The sequence below is a fragment of the Candidatus Erwinia haradaeae genome, assembly GCF_900698965.1.
GTDB lineage: Bacteria > Pseudomonadota > Gammaproteobacteria > Enterobacterales > Enterobacteriaceae > Erwinia_E > Erwinia_E haradaeae_A.
Genome location: NZ_LR217725.1, coordinates 837,373 through 856,255, shown reverse-complemented (window position 1 = coordinate 856,255; position 18,883 = coordinate 837,373). Strand labels below are relative to the sequence as shown.

The window sequence follows — 18,883 nt, the reverse complement described above, 5'->3', positions numbered from 1 at the left end:
TATTTTGAATGCAATGAACGGCTACCTAGAGATATAACAAAAATTAGATTATAGTAGAATAGGTTATTTAAAAAATGTATCACCCTGTCGGGATAATGTATGAAGAGGTTGATTATGCTAGCAGAAAATTTGCATACTGCACATTCAGTTACACCTGCAGTTACACCTGTCTGGAAAGGATTAACTCTAACGCATAGAGCAGCAGAGCAAATTAGTTATCTCTCATTAAGAGAACCTAATATTAAAGGGGTTCAACTAGATGTAAAAACATCGGGGTGCGCTGGATTGAGTTATACTATGAATTTAGTAACAGAGATATCCACAGATGTTCTAATGTTTAGCCGTAATCGTGCATGTGTGTTTGTCCCATTGAAGGCTATGCCATACATTGATGGTACAGAAGTAGACTATGTATCTATAGGTCTAAATCAGATGTTTAAATTTAATAATCCCTTGGCTCACCAAGCCTGCGGCTGTGGTGAGAGCTTTGCCGTTGAGTGATATCTAATGCTGCATGATAATAACAGATCTGATGATAATCCGATTTTGTCGGGTGCCCATCCAAAATACACAGAGGGTTTTTTTACTCAGCTCAAAACTGAACAGTTTTCAGATGGTATTAACGAAGATATTGTGCGCGCAATTTCATCTAAACGCCACGAGCCTGAATGGATGCTAGCATTTCGTCTAAAAGCATACGCAGCCTGGCTGACAATGGAAGAACCACACTGGCTGAAAGCTCATTATCAAGCATTGAATTATCAAGATTATCGTTACTACTCTGTACCGTCCTGTCGTCAAAGTCGCAGTGATCATCAAACCGCATCAGAAAGCAATATAGGATCTACAGGTACAGGTACACACACGACTAACTATCTCACGAAGGAAGTTGAGGAAACTTTTAATCAGCTTGGAATACCTGTAAGAGAAGGAGACCAGGTAGCTGTTGATGCAATTTTTGATTCAGTATCCGTAGCTACTACCTATCGTGATAAGCTGAAAAAATCAGGCGTTATATTTTGCTCTTTTAGTGAAGCCATTCACGATTATCCTCACCTAGTGCACCAGTATCTTGGGAGTGTAGTCCCCAATAACGATAATTTTTTTGCTGCTTTAAACGCGGCGGTTGCCTCTGACGGGACTTTTATTTATGTTTCGAAGGGTGTGCATTGTCCAATGGAGCTTTCAACCTATTTTCGAATTAATGCAGAAAAAACTGGTCAGTTTGAGCGTACACTGCTTATTGCTGATATAGGGAGCTCTGTGAGTTACCTGGAAGGTTGCTCTGCTCCTATACGTAACACTCAGCAGCTTCATGCCGCTGTAGTGGAAGTTGTCTTGCATCACGGCGCTACCGTGAAATACTCGACAGTTCAAAATTGGTTTTCTGGTAGAGATACGACAGGTGGAATCTTAAATTTTGTTACAAAACGTGCTCTTTGCGTTGGAGAAAGAAGTAAAATGTCTTGGACACAGCTAGAAACTGGTTCAGCGATTACTTGGAAATATCCAAGCGTAATTCTGCGTGGTGATAATTCTATTGGTGAGTTTTTCTCTGTAGCATTAACCAGTGGCTCTCAACAAGCTGATACTGGTACTAAAATGATCCATGTAGGCAAAAATACAAGTTCAACTATTATCTCCAAGGGTATTTCTGCTGGCGATAGTCAGAATACTTATCGTGGCTTAGTTAAAATTACGCCAAATGCTACTTATGCGCGGAATTATACACAATGCGATTCAATGCTAATTGGCTCTCAATGTGGTGCGCATACGTTTCCCTATATTGAGGTAAAAAATAATACCGCTCATCTTGAGCATGAGGCAACAACATCGCGTATCGGTGAAGACCAATTGTTTTATTGTTTACAGCGCGGGATCAATGAAGATGATGCGATTTCAATGATCGTAAACGGTTTTTGTAAAGATGTTTTTTCAGAGCTTCCTTTAGAATTTGCGGTTGAAGCGCAGAAACTACTCACTATCAGTCTTTCACATAGTGTGGGTTAATACTACATATTACAGATAGGTTTCATAAGGACCCGTATGTTAAGAATTCAAGATTTACATGTTAGTGTTGGTGATCATAAAATCCTTAGCGGTTTAAATCTTAACGTAAAACCAGGTGAAGTGCATGCCATTATGGGTCCTAACGGTTCAGGAAAAAGCACCCTTGCTGCCACCTTAGCAGGGCGTAAAGATTACGTAATAGACCATGGAGCAGTGACATTAAAAGGTAAGAATTTACTACAGTTAGACCCGGAAGAGCGTGCGGGAGAAGGAATTTTTGTGGCTTTTCAGTATCCAGTTGAAATTCCTGGAGTGAGTAACAATTTGTTTTTACAAACAGCAGTTAATTCTATACGTAAATACCGTCAAAAAGATGCGCTTGATCGATTTGCTTTTCAAGATGTTTTAAAAGAGAAAATGGGCCTACTAGAAATCCCAGAGGATTTTATGACTCGCTCTATGAATGTTGGATTTTCTGGAGGAGAGAAAAAGCGTAATGATATACTACAGATGTCCCTTTTAGAGCCGGATTTATGCATTTTAGATGAAACTGACTCTGGACTTGATATTGATGCATTAAGAGTTATTTCTAATGGCATTAATAGTCTCCGTAATAATAAGCGTTCATTTATTATTATTACTCATTATCGGCGCATATTAGATTGCATCAAACCATCTTTTGTGCATGTATTATCTCATGGAAGGATTGTAAAATCAGGGGGTTTTTTGCTGGTACAGCAACTGGAGGAACACGGATATGGCTGGCTTGTTGACCAAGAATGAGGAGATATTACAACAATGGAAACATTTGTTAGAAACGAGAGGCAATCTTGATAGTCTGCAAGCACGTCAACACTGGTGTGAAGTTTTACGTTTAGGCTTTCCTGTACAGACGCAAGAAGAGTGGAAACATATACCATTGAATTGGCTATTGGATAAGCAGTTTGTTTCACCAAATCCTGTTATTTTAAGTTTAAACACCATTATAGAACACGCTCTGCCAATTAACGCACTTCGATTAGTTTTTATAGATGGACGCTTGTCATCTGAATTAAGCGATACTGAATATGATCCTTTTACTGTTCATAGGATTCCTAGGGTATCCCAAGAATCGGCGTGTAGCAACTCCATTCATCCTGAATTTTTTTTGCATTTTACAGAGAGTCTAGTGGAGCAGGTTACATTTATTCGCCTTTCTTATGGTAAGAAAGCAACACGTCCATTATACCTATTACATGTTACTACTGGTGGAGATTCTAATCATTGTAGTGCTACTGATAAATTATACACTTCAGGATACCGTTGCCATCTACAACAAGATTCTAATAGTGAGGCCGTAGTTATTGAGCACTTTATTACTTTGAGTAGCTCATCGTGCTTCACTGCCGCACGATTTACTGCAAATATTGGTAATTATGCTAGCTTTAAACATTACTATCTCGCGTTTGAAGATTCTCGTGGTTATCATTTTTCTCATAATGATTTAAACATAGGGTCTCACACCCAAGCAGAAAGTCATAATTTTTTATTAGGATCAATACTGACTCGCCATCAGACTAGTATTAAACTGCATGGGGATAGCTCTAGGTTGATATTGAACAGCTTAATGATACCCATCGGTACAGAAGTATCTGAAAATCGAACTTGGTTAGAGCATGCCAATGCTTTTTGTAACAGTAAGCAGTTACATAAAACGATCGTATTCGACTGCGCAAAAGCAATATTTAATGGAATGCTTCAAGTATCTTTAAAGGCATCAAAAACTCATGCACAGATGAATAACAACAACTTGCTGTTAGGTCCTGCGGCAGAAGTTGATAGTCGACCTCAATTAGAAATTTATAATGACGATGTGCAATGCGGGCATGGAGTAACAATGTCATGCATTAACGAAGAGCAGATATTTTACTTAGGAACACGTGGAATTAAAAAATCTCTTGCACAGCGCATGATGATAGAGGCATTTTCTTCTGAAGTTACGGAGTTCTTGTCTGATTCCCCTCTTAAGGAAGCGGTGCAAAAACGTATTGCTGATCGTGTCAGAGGAGGTGCGTAATGAGTGTGAATATTTCTAATATTCGTTTAGAATTTCCATTATTAGCCAAAGAAGTAAATGGACATCCATTAGTTTATTTAGATAGTGCAGCAAGCGCACAAAAACCGCAGGTTGTCCTTGATGCTGAATCTTATTTTTACCAGCATGAATATGCAGCAGTGCATCGTGGTATTCATACTTTAAGTGCCAATGCTACTACCAGGATGGAAGATATTCGAAAACAGGTCGCGAGTTTTTTACATGCAGCTAGTTCAGAAGAGATAGTATTTGTCAAAGGGGCAACCGAAGCAATTAATCTAGTAGCACATAGCTGGGGTGAGAGTCAACTCCAACCTGGTGATAATATTATTATCACAGAAATGGAGCATCACGCAAATATTGTGCCTTGGCAGATGCTTATAAAGCGTATCAATGCTGAATTACGTTATATTCCTTTGACATGTACTGGGACATTAGATGTAACGCGTTTATCATCATTAATAGATTCTCGTACTCGTTTATTAGCATTAACTCATGTTTCTAATGTATTAGGTACTCAAAATCCGGTAAAAGCAATTATTGCTCAGGCTAAGGCATGCGGAATAGTAACATTAATTGATGGTGCTCAAGCAATTATGCATGATACGATAGATGTTCAGGACCTAGATTGTGATTTTTATGTGTTTTCTGGTCATAAAATTTACGGGCCTTCCGGTATTGGGATCTTATATGGTCGTAAAGCGATTTTAGAATTAATGCCACCATGGGAGGGCGGAGGATCAATGATTTCTACCGTTAGCCTCAGTAAAGAAACAACATATACTACAGCTCCTTGGAGATTTGAAGCTGGCTCACCAAACATTGGGTCTATTATTGGTCTAGGTGCTGCGTTACGATGGGTGAGTGAGCTAGGGATGGATAGTATTATTCAGCATGAAAAGAAACTGATGAGATATGCGCTAAATAAGTTATCAGATGTGCCAGATATAATAATTTATAGCCCCCCGAAAGCTATAGGGGTTGTATCCTTTAATCTTGGCCGTCATCATGCGTTTGACGTAGGTAGTTTTTTAGATCAATATGGTATCGCTATTCGTACTGGCCATCATTGTGCCATGCCATTAATGCAGTATTATGGTGTTTCATCAATGTGTCGTGCCTCATTTGTTCTCTATAATACTGAAGACGAGATAGATCGTTTGGTATCTAGTTTAATTCGCATTCAGCATTTATTAGGTTAAATTATTTAAAACTAATGCGTTAGCGATGCGTGTAAAATATCACTTCTCTATGATAGTCATTAAAATATGTATAAGGTTTTAATAGAGCATGAGATATATGCTAAGATATTTTTCTGCAAATACTGTCAGAATATATAGTTGCAATGACTACCATCTAGCTTGTCTTGCTAGTACTGATGATGTACTTTTAACGCTAATGGTTTTTTTGGATTTTTGTAAGAAAATCAAACATTACATACAACATATGTATGCTTATCATATCAATTTCACAAGCATAATCCTTTTGAAACATTTAGTAATGATAAGCAGTATTTTATAGATTTAGCTCTAATTATTAACACATACATTATGGACGCGCACTAAATATGAGAAATATGAGCCGAGGGGATGCAAGATTACTACTCATGTAGTATATCAGATATCTCTTTACTATGCATATACGATATATGATATCTAAACATTAAATTCGTAAAACAGACAACAGACATGATTACTGCTATTTTCCAAATAAAATGGAAGAATAATAACTTGATTGTGATAGAGCTTACTAGTCTGTTGACTGATATCTTGCTTTTGAGCATCCAGGTTCTTTAAACCTGTGTGACAGCACAGATTGTTGACTTTTGCATTAGATTCTGATTTTTTTCTTTACTATAGTGTAATTCTACCAACGCGCAAGAATTTAAGAACGCTACGAGTATCATGCCGATGATGTATATCGGATGCTGTTTTGTTCTGAAAATTCTCCATTAGATCATCACCCATATAACTATTCAAGTGAGGAAGTATGTCTGTTTTTTTGGATAGAGATATACTAGTTTGTAATTTTCATCGTTGTGCAAATCAGGAAGAAAAGTATTTATATATTATTGAATTAGGCTTGGCTATGCCGGTGCCTTCTAAAGGTCTATATCATTCAAAAAACGTTGTTCCCGGTTGTCAAAGTCAAGTATGGATTTCTGTGGATACTGATAAAGCAGGTTTGGTAATATTAGACGGAGATAGTGATGCAGCACTTGTCAAGGGTTTGTTAGCTATTGTTTTTAGTTGTTATCAACATATGACACCACAAAATCTTATAGATTTTAATATACAATCATGGTTATCAGGTCTGAATCTTATACAACAATTAACGCCATCTCGCTCACATGGTCTGGGGGCTATGATTTATGCTATTCATAAAAAATTGAGATTATTAATAAATAATTAAAAACTCAATGTATTATGTATGTGTTTTTCGTATCTAATACATGACATTCATGATTGTTGTTTCATCAAGCCCACCGTTTATCGATAGTATAAACGAAAGCAAAGCGCTATTGTTTTTACAGCAAGATTATAGATCAAAAAAACTCTAAGAAATTAATTGACAGATGCTTTTAGAGTGCTGCATTACTGTGGCTGTAATCTCTTGTCTGCTAAAATTAGTTATTCATAAACAGGAAATCGAGAGCATAACTCTATTACTTGATTTTTTACGTTTCGACTAATTTCTAGATTTCTTATGTTATCAAGCAGATCACTAACCCAGTCTGCTACTAAGCAGACATCATCTTTTTTCAAACCTCGGCGTGTTACAGCAGCAGATCCAATACGTATGCCAGATGTAATAAATGGATTTTGGGGATCGTTTGGAATACTATTTTTATTGATAGTAATATTAGCACGATTTAAAACATTTTCCGCGACTTGTCCAGTAAGATTTTTATCTATTAAATTTAAAAGAAAGAGGTGATTATGTGTGCAGCCAGAGACTACATTATATCCCCGATTTAAAAAGATCGATACCATTGCTTTAGAGTTTTCGATTATATTCTTTTGATAGGCCTTAAATTCAGGTTCCATTGCTTCCTTAAAGGCTACAGCCTTGCCAGCAATAACATGCAGTAATGGGCCTCCTTGTCCACCAGGAAAAACAGCAGCGTTTAGCTTCTGATAAAATGCTTGATCACCACCTGATGCTAATATTATACCTCCACGAGGACCAGCTAGTGTTTTATGGGTAGTTGAAGTTACAACATGCGCATGGGGTAATGGGTTTGGATAAATATCAGCAGCAATTAACCCAGCAACATGTGCCATGTCAATAACAAGATACGCACCAAAACGGTCAGAAATTTCGCGCATAGCTCTCCAATCACACAAGCCAGAGTAGGCAGAAAATCCACCAATAATCATTTTCGGTTGATGTTTTTTGGCTAGGCTCTCTATTTCATTATAATTAATTTGACCAGCATGATCAGTACCATATGAAATTATATTATAAAGCTTACCTGAAAGATTTACTGGGGACCCATGGCTGAGATGGCCTCCATGAGTTAAATGCATGCTTAGAACAGTATCACCATAATTTAGCAGTGCAGTATAAACAGCAAAATTTGCTTGCGAACCTGAATGGGGTTGGACATTTGCATAATCAGCTCCGAATAGCTTCTTGACACGATCAATAGCTAATTGCTCAATAAGATCTATGTACTGGCATCCACCATAATAGCGTTTTCCGGGGTATCCTTCAGCATATTTATTCGTCAAGTGAGATCCTTGTGCTTGCATGACACGTGGGCTAGTATAATTTTCGGAAGCAATTAGCTCAATATGTTCTTCTTGACGCTGTTTTTCCTTTTCCATAGCATGCCATAAGACAGGATCATAATTAGCAATATTCATTGTTCGTTCAAACATCTGACCTCCATAATTTTAGGTATCGATAATTAATAAGAGATAATCTTATAGAGTGGTATCTCATGCTCATTATTTTTATCTTGATGTTATTTTTGTCTTGATATTAGTTCAGAAACAGAACGAATAAGCTTATATACTATATTGTATTTATGAAATATATTGAAGATCTAGTAACTACTTAATAGAGGCGTCGATACGGTATTTATAAATTTATGCATAATAGCAGACTATTGTAGTATTTTTTATACTGTATAGATAGTTTTCTGTAAAAATTGATACGCATGTGACTATCACAACACCCCTTTTAGTTCAGGATATGATACTGCTCTAATGGCTCTAATATAGATCTTCACGCTATACAACAGTGACACGTAAACATGATACATAGCAATATATGATGGGGCATGCAAAAGTTTAAATTAAAATCATTTAATAAAAAATAATGACAGTTACCTAGCGATTACACTCAGTGATATGTATTTTATTATAAATACTATTATTTACTTATAGCGTTATAGATAACATTTGTATTTGAGAGTGATTATGTACTGAAGTTACTCCTCCTTACCCCAAAAGCTTCTGCTCAAGAAGCTTTTGGGGTAAGGAGGGTTGTTTTTGCATACTACTTGCATACTAACAGTACTGCCAATGATTTCTGAACACCTACAAAGTATAATGTTATGTCGATTAGCTTTTATCGTTCATTTTTACATGAAATCTTTTTATGAGATTTCCGAAGAATGCGATCTAACTATATTATGGTCAATATCAGGCTAATCTGACTAGAATATAATAGCAATAGATTTATGGAATTTCTTTAGGTTATGGAGTGTAACTATGTAAAAACATATTATTCTTTAATGATTTTTATGATGTTCTTGGTGCAAACGATCTATTTTTGTTGATAATATAGCCTTTTGAATTAGTTTTAAGGAGTGATATTCATAAAGGCATGAGACTACTATAGAACAGAGACCGAATCTATAGTACAATAGCGTGGTAAATTCTTAGAAAAAATCTTACTTCAATTTTACTTGAAAATTTAGAATGCTTTCTGGATATGCTTTAATATAACTTATGCGATGAAATACGATAAAATGCCATTACCACAATCAGTCGTACTTTGATGTGGCGCTCTTTCTGCAAAAAAAATCAAAAAATCTTAAAAATTTTTACAAAAGATATCTGTATTTAAAGAGCATATCTTAAATTATGGTTATTTTAATTATAGTGATTTAACATAATAATTATAGTTATTTAACATAATATGTTAGAGATCATTTTATAGCATTAAAGAAATATGTTAGAGATCACTTTATAGCATGAAAGATTACCGAGCAAATGATTAAATATTCAACATTGATGCATTATGTGTATAATACATCAGATCATAATCGATTATTGAGTGCGTTTAGTATCTGCATCGGTAAGATACGCTACTATATATAGATAGATTATTTTATAATATGATCTTGATCAGCTATAGTCATTTAAGGTTATTGCCATATATTAGAAAACAGAAAGTTTAAAATAGCATGGATAACTTTACTTAAATGAATCCAATATGATTAGATATATTATATCTAGGATTGCATAGATTGCACCTATTATATTTTTTAATTTTTAGATTTTTAGATGTAGAGTCTTTGTGTATCTCTATCATCATTGTGTACACATATTAGATATATCTATTATCTATTATTATAGGTTATAGATACACCTAGTGTAGTATAGGTATCCCATTCTTGATAAGAACAGTTCCTATCTGGAACGCCTGTAGTATGACATCATAGTATGACATCAGAGTGTCTCTTATACTATGTGCATTTATATATACACTTTTAAAAAATAATACAGAAGTTTTGATATAAACTTACCATGTAAGAATCAGTACATTATTGTACACATACGCTATGTAGTATAGTATCTCGCGTGTGGTATAATGGCTAATAGAATATTTCAATATAGTAATTATTCTGCAGGTTTAAGATAGTATTTTCTCTACCAAAGGTTTTACTAGCCTATTATTGAAGTAATGATGCTATTTGCCCAAAGCATTTTAATACATCTTAGTTAGCGAGTATCTTGATTATGAATTATAGCGATACTATTGTCGCTGAGGCAACGCCACCAGGGCGCGGCAGCGTTGGGATTCTGCGTGTTTCGGGTAATGAGTCTGCTAGAGTTGCTCAGAAAATTTTAAAAAAGTTACCTCAAGCGCGTTACGCCGAATATCTTGAATTTTACGACCAAGATGATTGCGTTCTGGATAAAGGGATCGCGTTATGGTTTCCTGCGCCATATTCTTTTACTGGTGAGGATGTTTTGGAACTACAAGGGCATGGCGGTCCTGTAATTCTAGATTTAATTCTTAAGAATATCTTGTTAGTACCAGGACTACGAATCGCTAATCCTGGCGAGTTTTCAGAACGTGCGTTTTTAAATAATAAGCTCGACTTAATACAAGCAGAGGCAATTTCTGATTTAATTGATGCTGATTCAGAGCAAGCGGCACGCTCAGCTGCACGATCATTACAGGGGGTATTTTCTGCGCGCATCAGGGATCTTGCAGATGCACTTACTCATCTTCGCATTACAATAGAAACGATGATTAATTTTCCAGATGAAAATATTCATTCTGTACCAGATTCCAGTATAGAATCTCAGTTATACGAATTAATTTCTAAGCTAGATTTGGTTTATAAAGAAGCTCACCTGGGAAATTTACTGCGTGAAGGAAGAAAAGTAGTTATTGCTGGTCAGCCGAATGCCGGAAAATCCAGTCTACTAAATAGACTGTCTGGACGACAATCCGCCATCGTTACTGACATTGAAGGTACAACACGTGACATACTGCATGAATATCTTTATATCGACGGCATGCCATTTCATGTGATTGATACTGCAGGGCTGCGTGACACTAAAGATAAAATAGAGCGTATTGGAATTGAACGCGCTTGGCACGAAATTAAGCAAGCCGATCATATTCTTTTTGTAGTAGACGGAATGACGACAAATTCTATAGATCTTTTTGATATTTGGCCAGATCTTAGCACCAAGTTAGATCAAGTACCGCCTTTTACAATTATACGCAATAAGTCAGATATTACGCATGAATCTCAGGGCGTACAGCAGGTTCGTGGAGGCTCACTAATTTGTTTATCAGCGCGTACTGGGGTAGGTATTCAACATTTACTTGACCATTTAAAGGCTAGCATGCTTGGGTCTGAAACTATAGAAAATAGGTTTCTTGCTCGTCGTCGCCATATACAGGCTCTTAAATTAGCAACAACACATCTTCAGGATTGTCAGCATCATATGCTAGTGCAACTATCGGGAGAAATTTTAGCAGAAGATTTACGTTTAGCACAAAAAGCGTTAAATGAGATTACTGGTGAATTCAGTTCTAATGATTTATTAGGATCTATATTTTCTACTTTTTGTATAGGAAAATAATTCTGATAATACATTGTATATAACTCATTACTGCTATTCCGTAAAAATTATTACACAAGGTAGGAGACGAAATATGCTGTAGGCTGAATAGAATAGAACAGCCTTTCGTGTAGTAGGTTTGTAGTAATTTTATAACAATCAATCTATATCAAAAGCAAAAAATCACAGGGCATAGTCTTCTTCTGTTTACTTATTTTTCATTTTCATACATAGAGGTTATAAAAACAGCATTGGCGTAAAGATTCAGGTAGTGGTATTTCTACCATGGTTTATTATGACAGCAAGTAAAGAATAAGAGCAATAAATTAAAAATTTACAAAATACTCAAGATGTATTTTACGAAAAAATAATATCTAGATGTTTATAGAATACTTTTTTGTATGCTAGCATACAGAATGCAGACAATTGTCTATTTAGGCTTATTCCTATAGTGCGAGGTATAGTGATGAATCAGATTCCAATGACATTAAGGGGTGCGGATAGACTACGAAAAGAGCTAGAAGAGCTCAAAACTATTAAAAGACCTATCATGATTGCTGCTATTGCTGCTGCACGTGAGCATGGAGATCTGAAGGAAAACGCAGAATACCATGCGGCCCGCGAAGAACAAAGTTTTTGTGAAGGTCGCATTCAAGAGTTAGAATCTAAATTATCACGTGCTAATATAATTGATGTAATTAAAATGTCTGGAAATGCTAATGGTCGGGTTATTTTTGGGTCTACCGTTACTATTTTTAATAGAGAGATTCAGAAGGAATCTACATACTGTATTGTCGGTGATGATGAAGCCGATTTCAAGGATAACTTAATATCTATTAATTCTCCTATGGCACGGGGATTAATAGGAAAAACCGCAGGTGACATAACAGTGATATGCACTCCTGGTGGTGATGTGCAATACGACGTTATAAAAGTAGAGTATATCTAATAGTTTGTGTTGATGAATCCTCTCTGCTTTTGATAAAATCACGGATAGTAGCAGTACGTATTACAATCCTGATAGATTTTTTTATCAATAGTAGCGATTGTGTTATTACTTTAATTTCTTGCGGATATTAGTATAATAAGTTTGGAACTATTGTTAGAAATGTTATTATTAGAGATAAGGATACAGATATCTCTGCATACCTTTTTATGTACACTGATTGCGCTATTTACAATAATCATCTCCTGAGTCACTAAGGAGATGCTAAGATTCTTGAGTATACTGTTATCTATCAGATCTGTCTCAATAATTATACCATAGTAGTTTGAGCAGAAGATTTCTTGATATTGCCATGGAAAGGGATCATAACGCACTATAAGACATAGGTCTTATGAACTGTAAGACCGAGCTAAAGAGCGTTTATTTTTAGATATCAGGCGATATAGCATGTCATGAAAATCTATGTAACATGAGCGTTATTAAAATTTCAAACGTTGCAAAAAAGGCTTCCAAATAGTACATGATTTATGCATTAGACTAGTAATACTAGGTACCTGTCTTGATAGTAATGTTAACTACCATCAGCTTCTAGTAGTTACTCTAGGTCCTTAAGTGTTGATCTCTAATATGTTTTATTCAAATGAGAAAAAGGGTTAGCACTAAGGATGGAGATAATTTAAAGCTCTAAAATTTTTAGATAATGTGATTGCATGTATAATGCATATTATTATATATGGTATATCACAAGTCGTTAACATACCTGAGTGATATCTGGCAAAATATAGTATGGATTGTGAACTATTGTATTTATAGTTCATCCATTACGTGGTAACCGAAACATGTATGACTAGCAAAAAACGCTCTTCTAGTTCTAAGCGATGGTTAAAGGAACATTTTTCTGATCAATATGTTTGTCAGGCGCAAAAAAAAGGATTACGCTCCCGATCGTGGTTTAAACTAGATTCTATACAGAAAAGCGATAAAGTGTTCAAAGGCGGGATGACTGTCATTGATTTAGGAGCGGCTCCTGGGGGTTGGTCGCAGTATGTTGCGATGAAAATTCGCCCTGCTAGTTATATTATTGCGTGCGACATCCTGAATATGCATCCTATTTCTGGTGTTGAATTCCTGAAAGGGGATTTTCGAGAGCCATCGGTTATGATGAGCATACTGAAGCGTGTAGCAGGGCGTAAAGTTCAAGTGCTAATGTCTGATATGGCCCCACAGATGACTGGTCATCCTCTAGTGGATATTTCAAGGTCAATGCATTTGTGTGAGCTTGCGCTAGAGATGTGCGGTAAAGTATTAGACCCTGGGGGTTGCTTTGTAGTAAAAGCTTTTCATGGAGAAGGCTTTGAGGAGTATCTCAAGGAAATTCGCAGTCAATTTAAGCAGGTAAGAATTCGTAAACCAGAATCTTCGCGCGTTCATTCACGTGAAGTGTACATTGTAGCTACAGGTCGACAACTATAACCAGAATAAATAGAATGCCTGTCAGTATCTTGGTTATTTTAAGTATACAGGATATATAGTTGATAGTAAGAGCCGAACGCTATTTATTAATACCATTGTAATATGAGGTTAAGCACTTGAGTGATATGGCAAAAAACCTAATTCTCTGGTTAGTTATTGCAGTTGTTCTAATGTCTGTCTTTCAGAGCTTTGGACTCAGCGACTCGAATGGCCGTAGGGTTGATTATTCAACCTTTTTGTCAGAAGTCAATCAAGATCAAGTTCGTGAAGCACGCATCAATGGGCGTGAGATTAATGTTATTAAAAAAAATAGTCATCGATATATTACCTATATTCCTATGCATGACTCAAAGCTACTGGATAATTTATTAAGTAAAAACGTTAAGGTAGTTGGGGAGCCATTAGCAGAACACAGTATTCTAGGGTCGATTTTTATCTCATGGTTTCCCATGCTATTGCTTATTGGTATGTGGGTATTTTTTATGCGCCAAGTACAGGTTGGTGGCGGAAAGGGTGCGATGTTTTTTGGAAAAAGCAAGGCGCGCATGCTAATAGAAGATCAAATAAAAACTACCTTTGCTGATATCGCTGGCTGTGACGAAGCAAAAGGAGAAGTGAGTGAACTGGTAGAGTATCTTCGTGAACCGAGTCGGTTTCAAAAACTTGGTGGTAAAATTCCAAAGGGTTTGCTAATGGTTGGCCCTCCAGGGACTGGTAAGACATTGCTAGCAAAAGCAATCGCCGGTGAAGCTAAGGTTCCATTTTTTACAATTTCTGGATCTGATTTCGTAGAAATGTTTGTTGGGGTAGGCGCATCTCGTGTGCGCGACATGTTTGAACAAGCCAAGAAGTCTTCACCATGTATTATATTTATCGATGAAATTGATGCAGTAGGTCGTCAACGAGGTGCGGGTTTAGGTGGTGGTCATGATGAGCGGGAGCAGACGCTTAATCAGATGCTTGTAGAAATGGATGGTTTTGAAGGTAGCGAAGGTATTATTGTAATTGCAGCAACTAATCGTCCTGACGTACTAGACCCTGCCTTGCTGCGCCCTGGTCGTTTTGATCGACAGGTTGTCGTTGGATTACCCGATGTACGAGGTCGAGAACAAATTCTTAAAGTACATATGCGTTGCGTTCCTTTATCAAATGATATTAATACAGCTATTATTGCCAGAGGTACACCTGGTTTTTCCGGTGCAGATTTAGCAAATTTAGTAAATGAAGCCGCTCTTTTTGCTGCACGTAGCAATAAGCAGATGGTTTCTATGGTTGAGTTTGAAAAAGCTAAAGATAAAATTATGATGGGTGTGGAACGGCGATCCATGGTTATGACAAATAACCAAAAAGAGTCTACTGCATATCATGAGGCTGGTCATGCCATCATCGGTCGTTTGGTCCCAGAACACGATCCAGTACATAAAGTAACTATTATTCCTCGTGGACGTGCGTTAGGTGTAACTTTTTTCCTGCCTGAGGGTGATGTTATTAGTGTTAGTCGACAAAAGCTAGAGAGTCAAATCTCTACCCTATACGGTGGTCGCTTGGCAGAAGAGATTATTTATGGTATGAAGTATGTTTCCACTGGCGCCTCTAATGATATTAAGATGGCCACATCTATTGCTAGAAATATGGTAACGCAGTGGGGTTTTTCAGAAAAACTTGGCCCCCTGTTATATGTAGAAGAGGAAGGCGAGGTTTTCCTTGGTCGCTCTGTCGTAAAAACCAAACATATGTCTGACGAAACGTCACGTATTATTGATCAAGAAGTTAAATCTCTAATTGAAATTAACTATCAACGTGCACGTATGCTCCTATCTAAAAATATAGATATTTTGCATGCTATGAAAGATGCATTAATGAAATATGAAACTATTGATGCACTACAGATTGATGATTTAATGTCACGACGTACGGTGCGTCCTCCAGCAGGATGGGAGGATTCTAGTGATACGGATAATTCTAAGGGTCATGATATATCACAAGATTCATCTGTAGTTGATGAACCAAATACACCAGATTCAGATAATACCACATCAGAGCAATGTACTAAGAAATAATGCGCTGTTTTATTATCTTAAACTGCTTTTAACTGTCACCCATCCTAAATATAAGATGAGTAAATGCATCTTAATTACTAGGAATGCTCTCTAATAATGAAACTCTACGCTAGAAATGTAGTGCTTGATTTGTCATGTCCTCATATCATGGGCGTATTGAACGCTACCCCCGATTCTTTTTTTGATGGTGGTAAACATTACAATCTCGATCAGGCATGCACGCATGTGGAAAAAATGATTAATGCCGGCGCCACAATGATTGATATTGGAGGTGAATCGACTCGCCCCTATGCTTTAGCGGTTAGCGTGGATCAAGAGCTTGCACGTGTGATGCCAATTATTGAATCTATCGTACAGAATTTTGATATCTGGATATCAGTTGATACATCTAAACCAGAAGTAATGAGAGAAGCTGCTCGTGCTGGGGTGCACATGATTAATGATGTTCATGCGTTAAAATTACCTGGTGCACTGCGTGTAGCACAAGAAGTGGATCTACCAATCTGTCTTGTGCATATGCAGGGTCAGCCTTATAATATGCAGTGTTTACCTTGTTACGATAACGTGATTGATGATGTAAAAAGTTTTTTTATAGAGCATATTTCTCGCTGTGAGACGCAGGGGATTCCGAGATCACGATTATTATTAGACCCCGGTTTTGGTTTTGGTAAAAGCATGATACACAATTATAAATTGTTAGCTCATTTAGCAGATTTTCATCAGTTTCACTTACCATTATTGGCAGGTCTGTCTCGTAAAAGTATGATTAGCCAGCTTTTGCATACAAATGCCAAACAATGTTTAATTGGTAGTATTGCTTGCGCTGTGATTGCAGCTATACAAGGTGTCCATATTCTACGCGTGCATGATGTAAGAGAAACCGCAGAAGCACTACACATTGTTTCTGCGGTGCGATCCGCTAAGGACCAAACATATCATGAGAGCATGTAAATATTTTGGTACAGATGGTATTCGCGGTAAAGTGGGAGGTTTACTCATAACCCCAGATTTTGTTTTAAAGTTAGGTTTTGCTGCAGGCAAGGTATTGTCTCGCTGCGGATCTAGAGAGATCATTATTGGAAAAGACACACGTATATCTGGTGACATGCTAGAAGCAGCTCTAGCCTCAGGTCTAGCAGCAGCAGGTTTATCTTCCTCTTTAACGGGACCGATACCAACACCAGGTATTGCATACCTTACTCGTACTTTTCGTGCTGCAGCAGGGGTTGTTATCTCTGCTTCGCATAATCCGTTTTATGATAATGGAATTAAATTTTTTTCAACGAATGGCGAAAAACTTTCTAATGAAGTAGAAGATGCGATTGAATGTGAAATGGACAAATCATTAATGTGCGTAGAACCCGCTTCTTTAGGGCGTTCCAGTCATATTCCTGATGCCGCTTGGCAATATATCGAATTTTGTAAAGGAACTTTTCCTGCCCAACTTACTCTGAATACACTAAAAATTGTAGTGGACTGTGCTCATGGTTCAACATTTCATATCGCACCTAATGTTTTGGAGGCACTGGGGGCAACTATAATCTCTATCGGTGTAACACCTAATGGTGTGAACATCAATAAACAGTGTGGTTCTACTGATCTATGTTTATTACAAAAACGTGTAATTGCAGAGAATGCCGATGTTGGTATCGCTTATGATGGCGATGGCGATCGTGTTATGATGGTTGATCATATGGGATATGCAGTAGATGGTGATCAAATTTTATATTTAATTGCTCGTGAACAGTTACGGCAAAACTTACTTACAGGTGGTGTTGTTGGGACCCTCATGAGTAATCAGGGACTAGAGTTAGCGCTGAACAAACTACGTATTCCATTTTCACGAGCAAAGGTCGGTGATCGGCACGTGCTAGAAATGTTAAACATAAAGGGTTGGCGTATAGGGGCAGAAAATTCTGGTCATATTATTTTATTGGACAAAACAACTACAGGTGATGGAATCATAGCCAGTTTGCAGGTGCTTGCGATTATGCTATACTCTAATAAGAGCTTGCATGATTTATGCGGAGATATTACTCTATTTCCACAAAAATTAGTAAATATTCCATTTAGTGGCAGTCAAAATCCATTAGATGATATCCATATAAAGTTAGTAACTGCTAAAGCTAAAGCAGAGCTACAAGGTAAAGGACGTATTATGCTGCGCACATCAGGTACGGAGCCATTAATACGTATTATGGTTGAGGGTGAAGATGAGTGCCAGGTGAACCTGATCTCTAATTATATTTCTCATGCAGTGCAAGATGTTATGAGCAGTACAAAAACTGACCGTGATAGATGCAAATTATAGCAATAAGAATTGGTTGTGCATTGTGATTTCTTTTATATTACACTATATTGTGCAATAATCGTTATATTCTTCTCTAACTGTCTGGTGTTTTTGCTAAGAGAGATAAAGCATATTTTTACTTAAAGCCTCATATTTTAAAAGTTGTAAATATAATCACAACTGTCATTTAGATTGCATTAAAAATAGATAATAGATACTAACTTGCCCAGGAAAGCGTTGGACTATTTTGATCAATCAAATTATTCGTGAATATATTCTATGGAATTCTTGTGATAATTGTGTAAGATATAGACTTTGATGTATACGCATTTGATAGATATGAAGAGGTTCTTAATTTTATTGCTCTGCATGGTATGACAATGATATTGATAAGTTTAGAATCAATTAAGATTTTATATGTGCGTATGTGATGTTGAGTTGAGACATGTCTAATATAAATAGATGGATGACTCTTATTAGCGGTTGAGATTGACAATAGAATTTCAGAGCGTTACATAATGTGCTTTGGTGAGACTTATTTTTATTGATAGTATTGTATTGATAGAATAGTATAGATATAAAATTTTATGTAGTAGTATCTAACATACTCTGTGTTTCTGAATGAGAAACACCTGAGGTATGCACATTACATTATCAATGCATAGAGCTTTAGGGGTTTATGGTATGAGCATAAGGCTTCTTATTGCAACC

The 18,883-nt window shown here is 36.7% G+C and carries 13 protein-coding genes; 12 read left to right on the top strand and 1 reads right to left on the bottom strand.

What is annotated here, in order from left to right; all coding sequences use genetic code 11:
• Positions 1–114: 114 nt before the first annotated feature.
• The 6 genes from CIPSTX3056_RS02690 to sufE all read left to right on the top strand — a co-directional run bounded on the left by CIPSTX3056_RS02690 (position 115) and on the right by sufE (position 6,496).
• Complete coding sequence (locus CIPSTX3056_RS02690; protein WP_072666396.1) at positions 115–501, top strand: iron-sulfur cluster assembly accessory protein; 387 nt, start codon at positions 115–117, stop codon at positions 499–501.
• 6 nt (positions 502–507) lie between these two features.
• Positions 508–2,010 (top strand): Fe-S cluster assembly protein SufB, encoded by a 1,503-nt coding sequence (gene sufB, locus CIPSTX3056_RS02685; protein WP_072666395.1) that lies wholly within the window; start codon positions 508–510, stop codon positions 2,008–2,010.
• 36 nt (positions 2,011–2,046) lie between these two features.
• The gene (gene sufC, locus CIPSTX3056_RS02680) at positions 2,047–2,793 is read left to right on the top strand and encodes a Fe-S cluster assembly ATPase SufC (protein ID WP_072666394.1); all 747 of its coding nucleotides are present in this window, start codon (positions 2,047–2,049) and stop codon (positions 2,791–2,793) included.
• Entirely contained in the window at positions 2,768–4,066 is a 1,299-nt protein-coding gene (gene sufD / locus CIPSTX3056_RS02675) for a Fe-S cluster assembly protein SufD (protein ID WP_072666393.1), read from the top strand. Before sufC ends, sufD begins: the two co-directional genes overlap by 26 nt.
• Positions 4,066–5,286 carry a cysteine desulfurase SufS gene (sufS, locus tag CIPSTX3056_RS02670; RefSeq protein ID WP_072666392.1) on the top strand — a complete coding sequence of 407 codons (1,221 nt, stop codon included), beginning with the start codon at positions 4,066–4,068 and terminating at the stop codon, positions 5,284–5,286. Before sufD ends, sufS begins: the two co-directional genes overlap by 1 nt.
• A gap of 787 nt (positions 5,287–6,073) precedes the next feature.
• On the top strand, positions 6,074–6,496 hold the full coding sequence (gene sufE, locus CIPSTX3056_RS02665; protein WP_072666391.1) for a cysteine desulfuration protein SufE: 423 nt from the start codon (positions 6,074–6,076) through the stop codon (positions 6,494–6,496).
• Positions 6,497–6,714: 218 nt separating this feature from the next.
• Here sufE and glyA read toward each other — a convergent pair whose 3' ends face one another.
• Complete coding sequence (gene glyA / locus CIPSTX3056_RS02660; RefSeq protein ID WP_072666390.1) at positions 6,715–7,968, bottom strand: serine hydroxymethyltransferase; 1,254 nt, start codon at positions 7,966–7,968, stop codon at positions 6,715–6,717.
• A 2,091-nt stretch (positions 7,969–10,059) separates the two neighbouring features.
• Between glyA and mnmE the strand changes: the two genes are divergently transcribed.
• The 6 genes from mnmE to glmM all read left to right on the top strand — a co-directional run bounded on the left by mnmE (position 10,060) and on the right by glmM (position 18,193).
• Positions 10,060–11,424: a tRNA uridine-5-carboxymethylaminomethyl(34) synthesis GTPase MnmE gene (gene mnmE / locus CIPSTX3056_RS02655; RefSeq protein WP_072666389.1), complete on the top strand. Its 1,365-nt coding sequence runs from the start codon at positions 10,060–10,062 to the stop codon at positions 11,422–11,424.
• A 445-nt stretch (positions 11,425–11,869) separates the two neighbouring features.
• Positions 11,870–12,352, top strand: a complete 483-nt coding sequence (gene greA / locus CIPSTX3056_RS02650; protein WP_072666388.1) for a transcription elongation factor GreA — start codon at positions 11,870–11,872, stop codon at positions 12,350–12,352.
• Positions 12,353–13,192: 840 nt separating this feature from the next.
• Positions 13,193–13,822: a 23S rRNA (uridine(2552)-2'-O)-methyltransferase RlmE gene (gene rlmE / locus CIPSTX3056_RS02645; RefSeq protein WP_072666387.1), complete on the top strand. Its 630-nt coding sequence runs from the start codon at positions 13,193–13,195 to the stop codon at positions 13,820–13,822.
• A 125-nt stretch (positions 13,823–13,947) separates the two neighbouring features.
• Positions 13,948–15,882, top strand: a complete 1,935-nt coding sequence (gene ftsH / locus CIPSTX3056_RS02640) for an ATP-dependent zinc metalloprotease FtsH (RefSeq protein WP_072666386.1) — start codon at positions 13,948–13,950, stop codon at positions 15,880–15,882.
• A 96-nt stretch (positions 15,883–15,978) separates the two neighbouring features.
• Entirely contained in the window at positions 15,979–16,833 is an 855-nt protein-coding gene (gene folP / locus CIPSTX3056_RS02635) for a dihydropteroate synthase (protein WP_072666385.1), read from the top strand.
• The gene (gene glmM, locus CIPSTX3056_RS02630; protein ID WP_072666384.1) at positions 16,820–18,193 is read left to right on the top strand and encodes a phosphoglucosamine mutase; all 1,374 of its coding nucleotides are present in this window, start codon (positions 16,820–16,822) and stop codon (positions 18,191–18,193) included. The genes folP and glmM overlap by 14 nt, the downstream gene beginning before the upstream one ends.
• Positions 18,194–18,883 lie beyond the last annotated feature (690 nt).

Excerpts from the sequence above, each read along its gene's own strand:
- CIPSTX3056_RS02690 (WP_072666396.1), top strand. The coding sequence starts at position 115 with ATGCTAGCAGAAAATTTGCATACTGCACATTCAGTTACACCTGCAGTT.
- sufB (WP_072666395.1), top strand. The coding sequence starts at position 508 with ATGCTGCATGATAATAACAGATCTGATGATAATCCGATTTTGTCGGGT.
- sufC (WP_072666394.1), top strand. The coding sequence starts at position 2,047 with ATGTTAAGAATTCAAGATTTACATGTTAGTGTTGGTGATCATAAAATC.
- sufD (WP_072666393.1), top strand. The coding sequence starts at position 2,768 with ATGGCTGGCTTGTTGACCAAGAATGAGGAGATATTACAACAATGGAAA.
- sufS (WP_072666392.1), top strand. The coding sequence starts at position 4,066 with ATGAGTGTGAATATTTCTAATATTCGTTTAGAATTTCCATTATTAGCC.
- sufE (WP_072666391.1), top strand. The coding sequence starts at position 6,074 with ATGTCTGTTTTTTTGGATAGAGATATACTAGTTTGTAATTTTCATCGT.
- glyA (WP_072666390.1), bottom strand. The coding sequence starts at position 7,968 with ATGTTTGAACGAACAATGAATATTGCTAATTATGATCCTGTCTTATGG.
- mnmE (WP_072666389.1), top strand. The coding sequence starts at position 10,060 with ATGAATTATAGCGATACTATTGTCGCTGAGGCAACGCCACCAGGGCGC.
- greA (WP_072666388.1), top strand. The coding sequence starts at position 11,870 with ATGAATCAGATTCCAATGACATTAAGGGGTGCGGATAGACTACGAAAA.
- rlmE (WP_072666387.1), top strand. The coding sequence starts at position 13,193 with ATGACTAGCAAAAAACGCTCTTCTAGTTCTAAGCGATGGTTAAAGGAA.
- ftsH (WP_072666386.1), top strand. The coding sequence starts at position 13,948 with ATGGCAAAAAACCTAATTCTCTGGTTAGTTATTGCAGTTGTTCTAATG.
- folP (WP_072666385.1), top strand. The coding sequence starts at position 15,979 with ATGAAACTCTACGCTAGAAATGTAGTGCTTGATTTGTCATGTCCTCAT.
- glmM (WP_072666384.1), top strand. The coding sequence starts at position 16,820 with ATGAGAGCATGTAAATATTTTGGTACAGATGGTATTCGCGGTAAAGTG.